General features: G+C 74.4%; 15 protein-coding genes. 5 read left to right on the forward strand and 10 right to left on the reverse strand.

Annotated elements, in window-relative coordinates:
• Positions 1 to 113 precede the first annotated feature (113 nt).
• Positions 114 to 476, reverse strand: coding sequence for a hypothetical protein (locus ACWDRR_RS07925; protein ID WP_449771299.1), 363 nt, complete (start codon positions 474 to 476; stop codon positions 114 to 116).
• Positions 477 to 636: 160 nt separating this feature from the next.
• Here ACWDRR_RS07925 and ACWDRR_RS07930 point away from each other — a divergent pair, with 160 nt between their 5' ends.
• The 3 genes from ACWDRR_RS07930 to ACWDRR_RS07940 all read left to right on the forward strand — a co-directional run bounded on the left by ACWDRR_RS07930 (position 637) and on the right by ACWDRR_RS07940 (position 2,788).
• The gene (locus ACWDRR_RS07930) at positions 637 to 1,422 is read left to right on the forward strand and encodes an iron-sulfur protein (RefSeq protein ID WP_449771300.1); all 786 of its coding nucleotides are present in this window, start codon (positions 637 to 639) and stop codon (positions 1,420 to 1,422) included.
• Positions 1,423 to 1,489: 67 nt separating this feature from the next.
• Entirely contained in the window at positions 1,490 to 1,891 is a 402-nt protein-coding gene (locus ACWDRR_RS07935) for a VOC family protein (RefSeq protein ID WP_449771301.1), read from the forward strand.
• 129 nt (positions 1,892 to 2,020) lie between these two features.
• Positions 2,021 to 2,788, forward strand: coding sequence for a dienelactone hydrolase family protein (locus tag ACWDRR_RS07940; protein WP_449771302.1), 768 nt, complete (start codon positions 2,021 to 2,023; stop codon positions 2,786 to 2,788).
• Between the two features lie 61 nt (positions 2,789 to 2,849).
• Here the strand turns inward: ACWDRR_RS07940 and ACWDRR_RS07945 are convergent, their stop codons facing one another.
• Positions 2,850 to 3,554 carry a bleomycin resistance protein gene (locus tag ACWDRR_RS07945; protein WP_449771303.1) on the reverse strand — a complete coding sequence of 235 codons (705 nt, stop codon included), beginning with the start codon at positions 3,552 to 3,554 and terminating at the stop codon, positions 2,850 to 2,852.
• Positions 3,555 to 3,680: 126 nt separating this feature from the next.
• Positions 3,681 to 4,547, reverse strand: coding sequence for a GNAT family N-acetyltransferase (locus ACWDRR_RS07950; protein WP_449771304.1), 867 nt, complete (start codon positions 4,545 to 4,547; stop codon positions 3,681 to 3,683).
• Positions 4,548 to 4,750: 203 nt separating this feature from the next.
• Between ACWDRR_RS07950 and ACWDRR_RS07955 the strand changes: the two genes are divergently transcribed.
• Together ACWDRR_RS07955 and ACWDRR_RS07960 are read left to right on the forward strand one after the other, a co-directional pair.
• Positions 4,751 to 5,857: a trypsin-like serine peptidase gene (locus tag ACWDRR_RS07955; protein WP_449771305.1), complete on the forward strand. Its 1,107-nt coding sequence runs from the start codon at positions 4,751 to 4,753 to the stop codon at positions 5,855 to 5,857.
• 72 nt (positions 5,858 to 5,929) lie between these two features.
• Positions 5,930 to 6,976 (forward strand): trypsin-like serine peptidase, encoded by a 1,047-nt coding sequence (locus ACWDRR_RS07960; RefSeq protein ID WP_449771306.1) that lies wholly within the window; start codon positions 5,930 to 5,932, stop codon positions 6,974 to 6,976.
• Positions 6,977 to 7,074: 98 nt separating this feature from the next.
• Here ACWDRR_RS07960 and ACWDRR_RS07965 read toward each other — a convergent pair whose 3' ends face one another.
• From ACWDRR_RS07965 to ACWDRR_RS07995, 7 genes are all read right to left on the reverse strand, one after another.
• On the reverse strand, positions 7,075 to 7,572 hold the full coding sequence (locus ACWDRR_RS07965) for a hypothetical protein (protein ID WP_449771307.1): 498 nt from the start codon (positions 7,570 to 7,572) through the stop codon (positions 7,075 to 7,077).
• A complete protein-coding gene (locus ACWDRR_RS07970; protein ID WP_387892528.1) occupies positions 7,569 to 7,958 on the reverse strand; it encodes a hypothetical protein in 390 nt (129 codons plus the stop codon). Before ACWDRR_RS07970 ends, ACWDRR_RS07965 begins: the two co-directional genes overlap by 4 nt.
• Positions 7,955 to 9,514 (reverse strand): hypothetical protein, encoded by a 1,560-nt coding sequence (locus ACWDRR_RS07975; RefSeq protein WP_449771308.1) that lies wholly within the window; start codon positions 9,512 to 9,514, stop codon positions 7,955 to 7,957. Before ACWDRR_RS07975 ends, ACWDRR_RS07970 begins: the two co-directional genes overlap by 4 nt.
• Complete coding sequence (locus ACWDRR_RS07980; protein ID WP_449771309.1) at positions 9,511 to 9,855, reverse strand: type VII secretion target; 345 nt, start codon at positions 9,853 to 9,855, stop codon at positions 9,511 to 9,513. The genes ACWDRR_RS07975 and ACWDRR_RS07980 overlap by 4 nt, the downstream gene beginning before the upstream one ends.
• A 113-nt stretch (positions 9,856 to 9,968) precedes the next feature.
• Positions 9,969 to 11,372 carry an MFS transporter gene (locus ACWDRR_RS07985; RefSeq protein WP_449771310.1) on the reverse strand — a complete coding sequence of 468 codons (1,404 nt, stop codon included), beginning with the start codon at positions 11,370 to 11,372 and terminating at the stop codon, positions 9,969 to 9,971.
• Between the two features lie 229 nt (positions 11,373 to 11,601).
• On the reverse strand, positions 11,602 to 12,549 hold the full coding sequence (locus tag ACWDRR_RS07990; protein ID WP_449771311.1) for an ABC transporter substrate-binding protein: 948 nt from the start codon (positions 12,547 to 12,549) through the stop codon (positions 11,602 to 11,604).
• Between the two features lie 113 nt (positions 12,550 to 12,662).
• Positions 12,663 to 13,505, reverse strand: a complete 843-nt coding sequence (locus ACWDRR_RS07995) for a MerR family transcriptional regulator (protein ID WP_449771312.1) — start codon at positions 13,503 to 13,505, stop codon at positions 12,663 to 12,665.
• Positions 13,506 to 13,528 lie beyond the last annotated feature (23 nt).

Raw genomic sequence — 13,528 nt, forward strand, 5'->3', positions numbered from 1 at the left:
TCGGGCCTCTCCGTGACTGAGGACGAGGGGCTGGGGGCCGGGCTGGGAGGCCGGCCACGAGGGCGCGAGGGGCGGGGCCGTGGGTGCCCGCCCCTCACACCCGGGGGGTGGGGCTACTTGGGCGCGTCGACGCCGGCGGCCTCGGCGATGTCGCCGAGCATGGCCCCGGCGGCCTGGACGCCGGGGCCGGACACCCCGGTCTCGTCCGGCACGTTGAAGACCTTCTTGTTCTTGACGGCGTTCAAGCCCTGCCGGACCGGCGTGCCCTGGTCCTCGCTCTGCTCGGTCGGCAGCACCGATCGGGCGGCGGCCGGCAGCGGCCGCGCCGCGGTGCCGGCCCGGCGGCGGGCCGCCGTGCTCGGCGCGGCGAACGGGACGGGCGCGCAGACGCCGGCGGCCGGCAGCAGGGGCCGCCGCACCGTCGGGAGTCGGGGGACCGCCGGGGCCGGGCCGGCCGGCGGTTCGGTTTTCCACACGAGGCGAAATACTAGGTTAGGCAAGCCTTACCGAGTCAAGTTCCGGTCGACCAGGGCCGGATCGGGCGATGCGTGGTGCCGGTGCTCTGCCCGCCGCGTATAAGGTGAGCCTCACCTTAGTCGATCTCGGGGAGTACCGATGATCTTGGGGGTCACACCCATGCCCGCCGCCCCTTGTGCCCCATGCCCTCTCTACGCGGACTACCGGCGGCTGCTGGAGCTCGCCCCGGCCCTGCGGGTCGAGATCCTCGGGGCCGGTGAACCCGCCCCCGAGCGCGCCCGGGGCTGGTACTCCGCCGTCGAGCTGACGGCCGATCCGATCGCCCTGGCCGACGCGCTGGCCGGCGAGGAGGCCCGGATCGTCGCCGAGCACGGCAGCGCCCCGCGCCCCCACGTCACCGCCTCCCGGCTGCTGCACCACTACCTCTGGTCGGTCTGCGTCCTGATCGCCGGCCCCTGGCACCTCGCCCGGCGGGTGCCCGTCATCGACGGCGCGGACATCTGGATGCACGCCCCAACCGGTGACCTGGCGCTCCGCCCGCGCGCCCACACCACCCTCCCGGGCGACGACGAGCTGCGCGCCGAGCTGCGCGCCAGCGTCGTCACCCACGTCGAACCGCTGCTCACCGCCTTCTCCGGTGCCACCCGGCGCGGCACCCGGGCCCTGTGGGGCATGGTGACGGACGATCTGGCCTCCGCCATCTGGTACCTCGGCCGGATGCTCGGCGAGGAGCCCGCCGCCGTCGCCGCCGCCGGGGCCGTCCTGCCCGGCGGCACCCAGCCGCTGCTCGGCGCCGCCGACTTCCGCCACCTGCGCGGCGAGGACGGGCGCAGCCACCCGACCCGCACCCGGCTCGGCTGCTGCCTCTACTACGCGATCCGGCCGGACTCCGCCTGCCTCACCTGCCCCCGGACGTCGGACGAGGAGCGCCTGCGGCGGCTCTGAGCCCGCTCCGGCGCCGGCCCGTGGGGTGGTCCTGATGGGTGATCAGCGGCCGGGTACGCTCGCCCCCATGATCAATTCGACGATGCGGGTGCGGGTCGCCCGCCCCTCCCGGGACCTCGCCGCCGCCGAGCGGTTCTATGTCGACGGCCTGGGGCTCGACGTCCTCTGGCGCAGCACCGAGCGCGTCCCCGGCGAGCACGACCTGCTCATGGTCGGCCCGGCCGGCGGCGGCTGGCACTTCGAGCTCACCCACGACCCGGAGCACCCGCTGGAGCCGACGCCGACCGTCGACGACCTCTTCGTCGTCTACCTGGGCGCACCGGTCGACGAGGCCGACGTGGCCCGGCTGGAGGCCGCCGGCGGCACCAGGGTCACCGCGCACAACCCCTACTGGGACGAGTTCGGCGTGACCGTCGCCGACCCGGACGGCTACCGCCTGGTGCTCTGCAGCCGCAGCTGGAACGCCTGACCCGGGGTCGGACCGGGGCCCGGCCGTAGCCGGCCCCGGTACGGCGACCGGTCCGACTCCCTTACCGTGCACGCACGGTGGGTAGCCTGCTGGGCGACGACCGCACCACGAGCTGAGGAGCACCCGATCGTGAGCACCCCCGTGCGCGGCACGACCCTCGACATCCCGACGGCCGACGGCATCGCCGACGCCTACCTGGCCCACCCGGACGACGGCCTGGCCCACCCCGCCGTCCTGCTGTACATGAACGCGTTCGGGCTGCGCCCGTTCCTGGAGTCGACGGCGGACCGGATCGCGGCCGAGGGCTACACCGTGCTGCTGCCCAACGTGTTCTACCGGCACGGCCGCGCGCCGCTGGTCGACCTGCCCGAACCGCCCGCCCTGATCGACCCGGCCACCGACCCCGCCCTGGTCGAGCGGCTGGGCGAGCTCATGCGGGCGTACACCGCCGAGCACGCGGTGCGCGACGCCGACGCCTACCTCCGCTGGCTGGCCGACTCCCCGCTGGCCGTGGACGGTCCGGTCGGCATCACGGGCTACTGCCTCGGCGCCATCCTGGCGCTGCGCACGGCCGCCGCCCACCCGGACCGGGTCGCGGCGGCGGCCGGCTTCCACGGCGGCCTGCTCGCCACCGGCGCGGCGGACAGCCCGCACCTGGCCGCCCACCGCGTCACCGCCGAGCTGTACTTCGGCCACGCCGACCAGGACCCGTCGCTGCCCGTCGAGCAGATCGAGCTCCTGGCGAAGGCCCTGACGGAGGCCGGTGTCCGCCACACCTGCGAGGTGTACGAGGGTGCGCCGCACGGCTTCACCCAGGCCGATTCCACCGCGTACCGCGCCGAGGCGGACGCCCGGCACTGGGCGGCCCTGCTGGCGCTGCTGAAGCGCGCGCTCTGAGCGGACGCCCTCCGCTCCCGGAGTGGGAAGTCGACCTGGCCGACTTCCCGCTCCGGGCGCTTCACCGGGCCCGGAGGTCGGCGAGGCGGTCGAGCTCGGCCCGGACCGCCGCCCGCTCCTCGTCGGTCAGCCCGACCGCCTCGGCCCGGGCCAGTGCGGCGGAGACGGCCTCCTCGTCGCCCAGGCGCGCGGCGACCTCCGCCCGCAGCCCGAGGAGCCTCAACAGCTCCGTGGGGGTGGGCTGTTCGCCTTCCCGGCGGAGCGCGTGGTCGATCGCCCTGGCGGCCGCCGCCGGATCGTCCTTCGAGTCCGCGAGCAGCGCCGCCAGATGCAGCGCCCTGGCGAACGTGCCCTCGGGGGCCGGCCGGTGGTGGAGGTCCTCGCTGATCGGCTGCCCGACGCGCAGGCAGTTGCCGCCGGGGTCGGTCAGCAGGAACTGCCGCACGCCGTGCGAGGTGTCCTTGACCGCGCCGATCCGCGGCAGGCCGCTGGTCGGCACCCGCCCGTACGCCGCCTTCAGGCCGGCCCGGAAGGCGGCGTGCAGGGCGTCGACGTCGTCGGTCCCGACGATGCAGGTGCTGTACGACGCGGCGGGGTCGTACTGCTTCATGCCGAAGAAGTGCAGCCGGATCCCGCCGCGTTCGACCACCGCGTAGGGATTGGGAGCCTTCTGATGGAACGTCACGTCGAAGCCGAGGGCCGTGTAGAAGTCGAGCACGGGTTGGAGGGTCCGGCAGGGAAGGATCGGAATCGTCGTCTCGCCCATGGCCCGACATCCTAGGAGGTTCCGCGCGCGGGTGGCGCACCCGCGGGAAGCGGGACACCAGGAGCCGCTCGGCGCGGGTCGCCGGCCGGGTCTCCCGGTGGTGCGGACGGCGGCGCGCCCTCGCGGTCACCCGGTGGCCGCCTCCAGATCGAGGACGAGGGCGTCCTGCACCATGACGTAACCGAGCTGCCGGTAGACCGAGTTGCTGGTCGGGTTCGCCAGGTCGGCATAGAGCAGGACCTCCGTCGCGCCCCGGGTGAGGGCGTGCTGCGAACCCGCCGCGACGATGCCGCTGGCGTAGCCGCGGCGGCGCAGCCCGGGCGGGGTGTAGACCGGCCCGATCCGGGACATCCCCGCGATCACCGGGCTGACCCCGGCGAACGAGACCGGACGGCCGTCGTCCTCCCAGAGGTGCAGGAGGCCTTCGGCGATCCGGCGTCCGACCAGCGCGCCCAGGTCCGCGCCGGGGAGGGCCACGGTGCTCTCCGCCAGGAAGGCCTCGTGCCACGCGACCAGCAGCCCGTGGTCGGCTTCGGCGGCCGGCCGGGCACGGCCGCTCGGCGCCGGCTCGGGCGGGACCAACGCCCCTAGGCGGTACAGCCGTTCGTGGGCCCGCAGCTTCGCCCGCCCGCCGGTGGTCCGCTCCCAGGTCCGCGCGAAGACGGTGGTCACCTGCTTGTTCCCCTGGACGGAGGGCAGTGCCTCCCCGGCCGCCGCCAGCGCCTGCGCGAGGTGACCGGCGGTCCTTCCGGTCATCGCCCCCAGCACCACCCCGAACGGCGGGGTCTGCACGAACGCCCCGGACACCGGGCCCCGCGGGTCCTCCCGCCACCAGCCGAAACGGGGCCGACCCGGGCCGAGGGCGTGCGGACCGTCCTTGGCCAGCCGGTCCAGGACGGTCAGCGGCACGGTGTTCAGGGTGGGCTCGGCGGCGAGGAAGTCACCGGCCACCGCACGGAAGTCGCCCAGCGAGGTACTGAAGGTCCAGGTCATGCCACATCCTGGCGTACGGACGAGCATCGCGCACCCCGGGGCGACGGCTCGCCCGGCCGTCCCCGGACGCGGGCAGCGACCCGGTGCGGTGGGGGTGACCGATACGGGACCGAGACGCTCTTTGCAGGATCCTGATGTGATCGATGAAGGGATGAAACGCTCCCCGGACAGGAATCCGACGTCCCGCTCCTACCGTGCCGGACATGTCACCTACACCTGGTCGGACCGACGGCCACCGGAACGCGATCCGCAGCCGAGCGTGCACCCGAGCCGTCCTGACGGCGGTCGTGTTGGCCGCGGGGCTCGCGCTGGCGGCGCCGGCGGGGGCCGCCCCGAGCGCGGCCACACCCGACGGCGGGGCCGCCCCGAGCCGGGTGGTCGTCCACCCGGAGGCGGTCACGGCCGCGCAGCAGCAGGCCGTCCTGGACCACTGGACCCCGGAACGGATCGCCGCCCTGACCACGCCGTCCTCCGGCAACCCGCCCAGGAGCGGCCCCGACGGCGCTCCGTGGACCGGGAGCGCCACCCTGAGCGGGACGGTGGGCCGGCTCTTCTTCACCAACCACGGCGAGGACGAGAGCTGTACCGCGACCGTCGTGAACAGCGCCAACCGCAGCACCGTCGTCACGGCGGCGCACTGCGTCAACAACACCGACCTCCTCGGTGATAACAACGAGTGGCTGACGAACGAGATGTTCGTCCCGGGCTACCACGACGGCCTCGCGCCGTACGGCCGGTTCGTCGCACGCGCCGGCGTCGCCGACGCCACCTGGCTCCTCAACGACCAGCAGAACACCCTGAAGTACGACGGGTACGACCAGGCGTTCCTGGTCCTGAACACCAACGCCGAGGGCAAGCGCGTCCAGGACGCCGTCGGCGCCGCGCAGCGCATCGGCTTCGACCGGCCGGGCAGCGCACTGGTCCACGAGTTCGGCTATCCGCGCGCGTCGAGCGACCCGGCGCGCGCCGGCCTGCCCGAGTACACCGGGGCCGGGCTCGCCCACTGCGCGGGACGGACCCGTGAGGACCCGGGCCCCGAGGAGCACCCGGAGCCCCGGGGCGAGTGGGGCGCCCCGTGCGTGATGGGCGGCGGCTCCAGCGGCGGCCCCCGCATCGCCGGGCTCGACCCGCGCTCCGGGATCGGCACCGTGGTGGGGGACAACACCCACGCCCCCTACCTCGACTCCTCGGGCCGGACCTGCACCGCCGGCACCGCCTCCTGCACCCGGCACCTGGTCGGCCCGCAGTTCACCACCGCGATCACCAAGCCGCTGTACGAGGCCGCCCAGCGCGCCTGGAACGTCGGCTGAGCCGTGTCCGACCCGGTCCCGGCACCCGATCGCGACCGTCCCCCGAAACGAACCCGACCAAGGATGGCAACGATGTCAACCACGCACCGGACGCTCGCCCGCCGCACCGCCACCGCCGGAGCCCTCCTACTGAGTGCGACCACGGCGGCAGTGCTGCTGCCGACCGCGGCCTTCGCGGCGGAACCGGCGTCCGTGACCACGCACGCCGGCGCCACGACCGAGCAGGAGCGCGCCCGGATCGACACCTACTGGACCCCCGACCGGATGAAGCTCGCCGGGGCCATGGTCCCCGAGATCACGCCCGTCCCGGAGGACGACAACACGCCGGACGACCCGCGGCCGCTCCCCGCGAACACGCCGGATCCCGGGGCCGTGTGGACGCACGGCGGCGCGGTGAACCAGAGCGTCGGCCGGCTCTTCTTCACCTTCTCCGACGGCTACGACGGCAGTTGCACCGCAACGGTCGTCACCGGCGCGAACCGCAGCACCGTCATCACGGCGGCGCACTGCCTGAGGGGCGTCGGGGACCCCGCCGCCGCCGACACGTGGAGGCAGAACCTCTACTTCGTGCCCGGCTACCGCAACGGAACGAAGCCGCTCGGAGGCTTCAGCATCAGGAGCATGGCCACCTCCTCCCGCTGGGACGCCGATCCGAGCACGACGCCCTCGGACGACATCGCTCTCGCCGGCCACGACACGGGGATCCTCGTGGTGAATCCGTCCGCCGGGGGACGACGGATCGCGGACGTCACGGGGAGCCAGAAGATCGCGTTCACCAAGCCCGTGAAGGGCGAGTTCGTCCACACCTTCGGGTACCCGAAGGACCGGCTCAACAACGCCGAGGCCAAGTACGCCGGATCGCGCATGATCCACTGCGCGGGGCCGGCCCGGCCCGGCCCCAAGGCCCCGCTCCTGTGGGGAGAGTCCTGCGACATGGGGCACGGGGCGAGCGGCGGCCCCCACCTCGCACAGTTCGACACCCGGACCGGAACCGGCACCGTCGTCGGCGTCACCACCACCACCGACGAACTCGCGGGCGGGACCGGCACGCTCTACGCCACGCGCCTCGGAGACGGCGCCCACCGCCTCTACGACTGGGCGCAGACCCGCGCGGTGTGACCCGCACCGCGCCCGCCGGTCGAACCAGTTGGGGCGGTCGGGAAGGCCCCGCCGCCCCTGACCGGGGCGGCGGGGCCCGGTGGTTCGGGCCCGGGCGGTCAGCCGACGGTGACCCGGACGTCCTTGACCGCCAGCACCTTGCAGGAGGCGGCGTTGCCCGGCTCCTTGCAGGAGGCGCGGTCGACGTAGTGCCAGGTGAGCGTGGTGCTGCCGGCGGCGGTCGCGGTCCAGGTCTGGCGGACGGTGTGGCCGCAGCCGGCGGAGTCGGGCGGGCAGCTGCTCAGCTTGGCGTCGGCGCCCCGCCGCAGCACGGCCGGGTCGCCCTCGGCGGACAGCTGCCAGCCGTGCGGGAGCGGGGCGGAGGTCAGGCTGACGCCGACCGAGCGGCCGACGGCCAGGTGGACGTCGGCCGGCTCGAAGGCGGGCTTGCCACCGGCCACGGCCTCCGCCTCCTGGTCGGCGGGCAGTGCGAGGGCGGTGTCCGGCTGCTTGTCCGACGACGGCCCGCCAGCGGACGAGCAGCCGGCCACCGGCGCCAGCACCAGCAGGGCGGCGGCCGCGAGGGCGAGCGGGCGGGGGAGGGAGCGGACGGTCACTCGGCGCCCGCCTCGCGGGCGTTGCGCCGCAGCTCGATCAGCGCCGCGACCTCCGCCAGCCAGCGCGCGAACAGGTGCTCGCGCCCGAGGTCGGCGCCGCTCGCGGCGGCGGCCTGCAGCCACTCGCGGACGACGGTCCGGCCGGGCTCGCCGATCACGGGCTGGGGCAGTGCGAGGGCGGCCGCGAAGCCGCCGGCGCGGACGTGCTGGGCGAGGAAGCCCAGCGGGTACGGGCCGATGTTCGCCGCCTCGGCCCGGTGGGCGGCGGCGATGGCGGCCTCGGTGAACAGGGCCTGGCGCGGGCCGCCGGTGAGCAGCAGGCCACGGGTGATGGCGGCGGGGACGTCGAGGTCCGCCAGTTCGGCGTCCGGGCGGACGTTCGTCATTTCGGCAGCTCCAGCGCGGTCGACTTGTTCAGGGGGTGTTCGCCGGGGGTCAGTCCGCCGAGCTGGCTGTTGACGAACTGCTCCTCGGTCACCCAGGAGGTGAAGCCCCAGGGGTTGTAGACCTGCAGCTTGTCACCGTCCCGCCCGATGATCATCATCTGGTGGCCCGAGTCGTTGTTCCGCACGGTGATCGGGACCGGCAGGCCCTCGTCGACGGACTTCTCGATCCGCGCCAGCGCGGCACGGCGGTCCGCGTCGCTCTCCAGCTCGACGTGCTCGTAGTCGGCGCCGGTGGCCTTGCCGAGGTCCTTGTCGGCCAGGTAGGTCTGGGCCTTGGAGCCGAGACCGCTGTCCACCTGCGGGTAGACCTTCTTGTTCCCGTCGACCTTCTGGCCGTCCTTGTACTCGTTGATGTACGTGTCCTGCAGCCGCTTCTCGAAGTTCTCCGGGGAGTCGGCGCCGGGGACGTCCGGCGTGCCGCCGGTGGTCAGCTGGAGCATCAGCATCGGGTCCAGCTTGGCCTGGGCGATCACCGTGGAGGCCGCCACGCAGTCGCTGACGTTGCGCTGCGAGTAGACGTTGTAGCCGTCGATGCCGACGTTCTGGCCGCCGTAGGTGACGTCGATGTTGTCCGAGGACTCCCGGCCGGTGTCGCCGGTGCTGGTCGCCGGCACCAGGTGCTTGGCGAGCCAGGCCGGGTCGTCGCCGTGCGGGTGGATCTGTTCGTCGAACCGCTGGATGTCGGCCACCGAGTGCCCGGAGGCCAGCGCCTTCCAGAGGTAGGCCGCCTCCTCGGGGGACTTCGCGCCGGACAGCAGGGCGCGGAAGGCCGCCTGGTCCGGACCGGTCATCACACCGAGGGTCTGGGTGGCCCGGTCGAGCTGGTTGGGCGTGAGGATGTATCCGCCGTCCTCGCCCGCGCCCGGGTTCTTCTCGGTGGCCAGGACCACTGCCGCCAGCGGGTCGAGCGAGCCCATGCCGGCGCGCGAGGCACGCGCCATCGACGCCAGCTGGTTCAGCTTGCTGGCGGTGCTGGTGCCGCTGCCCTCCACCCGGCGGGCCGCCGCGAGCCGGGCGTCGACGCCCGCCAGTGCGGTCGCCATCGCCTCCTGGTCGAAGCCGCCCGGATCCTTCCCGGCCCGCTCGCGGGCGGACTGGAGCTGCTGGCGGCCCTGGGTGTCGGTCTTCTTCGCCCAGTCCAGCTCGTTCGCCCAGGTGTCCAGCAGCACGGCCGCCTGGGCCAGGGTCCCCTGGGAGGTGGTGGTCTCCTCCGACATCGCGTGGATCGCCTGGGTGGCGTGCTCCGCCACCGAGCCGCTCCAGACCGCGGGCAGCTGGTTGGTGGCGATCCCCGAGAGGTCCTGCGAGGCCTGGCCGAAGGAGGTGGCCGCCCGTCCGTAGTCCTTGGCCCGGGCCTGTATCGCACCCACGTCGCCGACCGGCTCCGGCACGGCGAGCGCCTGGTCGATGCCCTGCAGCAGGTGGAGGTTGGCGAACATGAAGTTCACCTTCTCGATGGTGTGCCGGGCGTGCTCCAGATCCTTGACCTTGCTCACCGGCCGCCGCCCGCCGGCACCAGCGAAGCCGTGACGGCCTTCTCCGCGTTGCGGTAGTTCGCCGTGGTGGTCGACATCTTCTGGGACAGCTCGTCGAGGGCGCGCTGGGTGACGGTGATCTCCTTCGACCAGGCGCTGTCGAAGGCGGACCAGGCGCTGTCCATGCCGAACTCGCCGAACGCCGTGGCCGCGTAGCAGACCGAGCCCGCGTAGGCGGTCTTGGCCGTGGCGATGTCCGTCGCCGTCTTGTTCAGCGCCTCGGTGACGCCGCTCAGGCCGGCCACGCTGACGCCGTATCCGTCCCCGCCGCCACCGGCGCCCGGTGCTGCTCCGTCGCTCATGGTTCCCCGTTCCCCCGTCTCCCGGTCCGTCAGTCCACATGCCACCGATGCCCGCGCGACGGTACGGCGCGGACACCGGGGAGAGAGCCTAACCTGTGGTGGGGGATCCGGTGTTACGCCCGGGAGGGCCGCATCGGCTCCTCGTCCTCCTCGCGGCGGGTACGCGTCGGCTCCATGCGCTGCGCGGAATCCGCGCCCCGGCTCGGGACGGTCCTCGACGTCGGCGCCGCGTCCGGTACGGGGCCCGCGCCGGCTGCCGACCCGGCGTCACCCGCCGGCGGTACGGCGCCCGCCGCTGCCGCTGTCCCCGCCGGTGCCGCGGCGCGGCGGGGGTAGCGGCGGTCGGTGGCCGTGAACGCGGCGAGCAGCAGCGCGGCCGCCGCGGCGACGACGGTGATCCGGAACGGCGCGTCGGGTGCGAGGTGGTCGGCCGCCCAGCCGCCGAGGAACGTCCCGGCCGACTGGGCCAGGATGATCGCGCTGACCAGCGCCGCCATCGCCTCGCCGAGCCGCGCCGTCGGCACCGTCCGCTCCACCAGGCCGAACATGGTGATCATCTGGGGTGCGACGGCCACGCCCAGGCATCCGACCGCCGCGGCCAGGGCGGCCACCCCACCACCGGAGAAGAGCAGCAGCACGGAGGTGGCGAAGAGCAGGACCGTCCCGGCCCGCAGCCGGGCCGCCAGCTCCCAGCGGGCCGGCAGGGCGGCGGTGGCGATGCCCGCGAAGGCACTGGTGAAGCCCATGAAGCCGTAGATCAACCCGGCCGCGCCCGGCGTGCCGAGCGCGTCCGTGGTGGCGGTGACCCCGACCTGCACCGAGCCGAAGCAGGCGCCCAGCAGGGCCATCCCGGCGAGCAGCAGCACGTACGGGGTGCTCACCAGGCGCTCGGCGGGGCGCCGTCGGGAGCCGCGCCCCGTCCCGGGCGGCGCGGTCGGGTGCAGCGCGAACAGGGTGGCGCCGACGCCGACCAGTGCCGCTGCGGTGAGCAGCCCGGCGGCGGGGGAGGCCAGCGTGGCGAGCAGGCCCACCAGGGCCGGGCCGGCGGTGAAGCTGATCTCGTCCACGATGCCGTCCAGCGAGAGCATCGAGGACGTCAACTCCGCGTCCCCGCCCGCCAGCCGGACCCAGCGGCTGCGCGACAGCGGGCCGACCAGCGGGGCCGAGAGCCCGATCAGCGCGGCCGGTGCGATCTGCGCACCGAGCGGCAGACCGCTCCCGGACGCGGCGACCAGCGCGAGGATCGCCACCGTGTTGACGATCGCGGCGACCAGCCCGACGGTGCGCTGTCCGCGCCGGTCGGCGAGCCGGCCGACCAGCGGCCCGCCGACCGCCTGCCCGACGGCCAGCGCCCCGGCCACCACCGAGCCGCGCCAGACGCTGTCGGTGTTCCGGGTGACCAGCAGCAGGGTGCCGATCGGGCACATCGCGTTCGGCAGCCGGCCGAGCAGCGACCAGAGCAGGACCCCACCACCCGTCAGCCGCGCCGCCGAGCGGAACTTCGTGACCACGGACATCGTGCCGACCCCCACACCGAGCCGGAGTGGGCGCCCGCCTCCCACACCGGCCCGAGCCGGTGGCAGTGGCCCGCGGGTGAACTCCGACCGTACGGCCCGGATGATCAACCGGGTAACCGTACGATCACCCAGCGCAGCCGGATCGAGGCGCTCGGTCACCTTGGAGGACCACCCAAGGACGGGCCGTCCACCGGCCGGCGAGCCGTCCGCCCGGCTCGGCCGGCCGGGCTCAGCCGACCAGGTTCGTGCGGATCTGGTCCAGGATCAGCCCCGCGCCGGTGTAGCCGATGCCGAGCATCCAGAGGGCGTCGTCCACCGGGTACACCCGCCCGGCGCGCACCGCGTCCAGGTTCTTCCAGAGCGACCCCTCGACGATCCTGGACCGGTCCGACTTGGCCGCGTCGCCGTACACCGAGTAGAAGATGACGTCGGCGGCCGCCTGGTCGACCTGCTCGGGGCTGATCTCGATCGAGAAGCCGGGCTTGTCCTGGTTGGCCGGCCGGCCCACGCCGAGGTCCTTGAAGAGCGAGCCGACGAAGGTGTCGTTCAGGTAGAGCCGGGTGGGCGCGCCGGCCAGGAAGCGGGCCATCTCCACCCTGGTGGCCGCCGCTCTCGCCGGCCCGCCGAGGGCGGTGACCAGCTCGGCCACCTCGGCCCGGTAGACCGACTCCGCCGCCGCGGCCTCGCTCCGGCGGCCCAGCGCGTCGGCGTGCAGCCGGACGTTCTCCTTCCAGGCGGGCCCGGTGGTCGCGGTCAGGACGGTCGGCGCGATCTTCGACAGTTCGTCGTACCGCTTGTCGTCGCGGACCTGGTTGCTCAGGATCAGGTCCGGCTCGAGCGCGGCGATGCTCTCCAGGTTGGGCTGGCCGATGGTGCCGACGGCCTTGGTCCCGGCCAGCCGGTCCGCCGGCAGGTAGCCGGAGAAGGGCGCGCCCTCGGCGACGGTGGTGGCGCCGACCGGGATGAGGCCGAGCGTGACGGCGGAGTCCAGGGCATCGGTGTCCAGGACGACGACCCGGGCGGCGCGCTGCGGCACCGCGCTCTCGCCGCGCGCGTGCCGCACGACACGGGTGGCGGTCGGTGCGGCCCCCGGGCCGTTCCCGGACGAGCCGCAGGCGGCGAGCGCGAGTCCGGAGGCGAGGGTGAGCACGGCGCGGCGGGTGAGGGTGGGGAGCATCGGGCGACTCCGATCCGGAAGGCGGCGAGGCGCCCCGATCCCTGCCCGCCGACGGGTGCGGCTACGCCTGCGGGCTCCGCCGGGCCACCGGGCCGCCGCCGGTCGGTCGTCGGTCAGCCGTCGGCGGCCTCCCGGCCGCCCCCGGGCCCGTCCTCGCGCCCGTCCTCCCGGACGTCCTCGCGCTGCTCCAGTCGCTGCCGCAGGAGTTCGTCGTACTCGGCGTGCACCCGCCGGTCCATGGCCAGGGCGAACTGGGCGTCCGTGACCGTCCGGGCCAGCGGTCGCACCCGCAGGATCTGCTCGGTGAGGCGGGCCGCCTCGCCCGGTGCCAGCGGGGTGTCGGCGGCGAGCGGCAGGAGGAGCTGGTCGCGGACCAGCGCCGTGAAGATCTCGGCGATCGCGTCCACGTGCTCCTGGGTCCGGCGGCTCGCCTCCAGCACGACGGTGAGCGGCACGCCCTCGGCGACCAGTGCCGTGGTGGCGTCCATCAGCCGGCGGCTGACGTGGGTGATCCCGTCCTCCTCGACCGTGATGTACCCCTGGGCGATGGACTCGGCGGTGTTCTCCTCGGTGAGCTGGTCGCCGAAGGCGGTCTTCAGCTCGTCCCAGTCCAGGTGGACCGGCGTCTCGTCCGACCAGGGCGCGACGATCGCCGCCTCCAGGCCGATCAGCTCGGCGACGTCCCGGCCGCTCTCGCCGGCGCCGATCAGCTCGGCGATCCCGCCCAGCGTGTGGCCGCGCTCCAGCAGCTCGGCGATCACCCGCAGCCGGGCCAGGTGGGCGTCGCCGTACCAGGCGATCCGGCCCTCCTTGCGCGGCGGCTGGAGCAGTTTGCGCTCGCGGTAGAAACGCAGCGTCCGGGTGGTGATGCCGGCCGCCTCGGCCAGTTCCTCCACCCGGTACTCGCGTCGTCCGTCGCCCGCAGCTGCTCTGACCTTGTCCACGGCGCTCAGCATAGGACCGGCGATCGCCGAAGTGA

It is taken from the genome of Kitasatospora sp. NPDC003701, assembly GCF_053587085.1.

What these genes read in the sequence shown, in the direction of transcription:
- ACWDRR_RS07930 (WP_449771300.1), top strand. Translation starts at nt 637, where the DNA reads ATGCCCGCCGCCCCTTGTGCCCCATGCCCTCTCTACGCGGACTACCGG.
- ACWDRR_RS07935 (WP_449771301.1), top strand. Translation starts at nt 1,490, where the DNA reads ATGATCAATTCGACGATGCGGGTGCGGGTCGCCCGCCCCTCCCGGGAC.
- ACWDRR_RS07945 (WP_449771303.1), bottom strand. Translation starts at nt 3,554, where the DNA reads ATGGGCGAGACGACGATTCCGATCCTTCCCTGCCGGACCCTCCAACCC.
- ACWDRR_RS07950 (WP_449771304.1), bottom strand. Translation starts at nt 4,547, where the DNA reads ATGACCTGGACCTTCAGTACCTCGCTGGGCGACTTCCGTGCGGTGGCC.
- ACWDRR_RS07955 (WP_449771305.1), top strand. Translation starts at nt 4,751, where the DNA reads ATGTCACCTACACCTGGTCGGACCGACGGCCACCGGAACGCGATCCGC.
- ACWDRR_RS07960 (WP_449771306.1), top strand. Translation starts at nt 5,930, where the DNA reads ATGTCAACCACGCACCGGACGCTCGCCCGCCGCACCGCCACCGCCGGA.
- ACWDRR_RS07970 (WP_387892528.1), bottom strand. Translation starts at nt 7,958, where the DNA reads ATGACGAACGTCCGCCCGGACGCCGAACTGGCGGACCTCGACGTCCCC.
- ACWDRR_RS07980 (WP_449771309.1), bottom strand. Translation starts at nt 9,855, where the DNA reads ATGAGCGACGGAGCAGCACCGGGCGCCGGTGGCGGCGGGGACGGATAC.
- ACWDRR_RS07985 (WP_449771310.1), bottom strand. Translation starts at nt 11,372, where the DNA reads ATGTCCGTGGTCACGAAGTTCCGCTCGGCGGCGCGGCTGACGGGTGGT.
- ACWDRR_RS07990 (WP_449771311.1), bottom strand. Translation starts at nt 12,549, where the DNA reads ATGCTCCCCACCCTCACCCGCCGCGCCGTGCTCACCCTCGCCTCCGGA.
- ACWDRR_RS07995 (WP_449771312.1), bottom strand. Translation starts at nt 13,505, where the DNA reads ATGCTGAGCGCCGTGGACAAGGTCAGAGCAGCTGCGGGCGACGGACGA.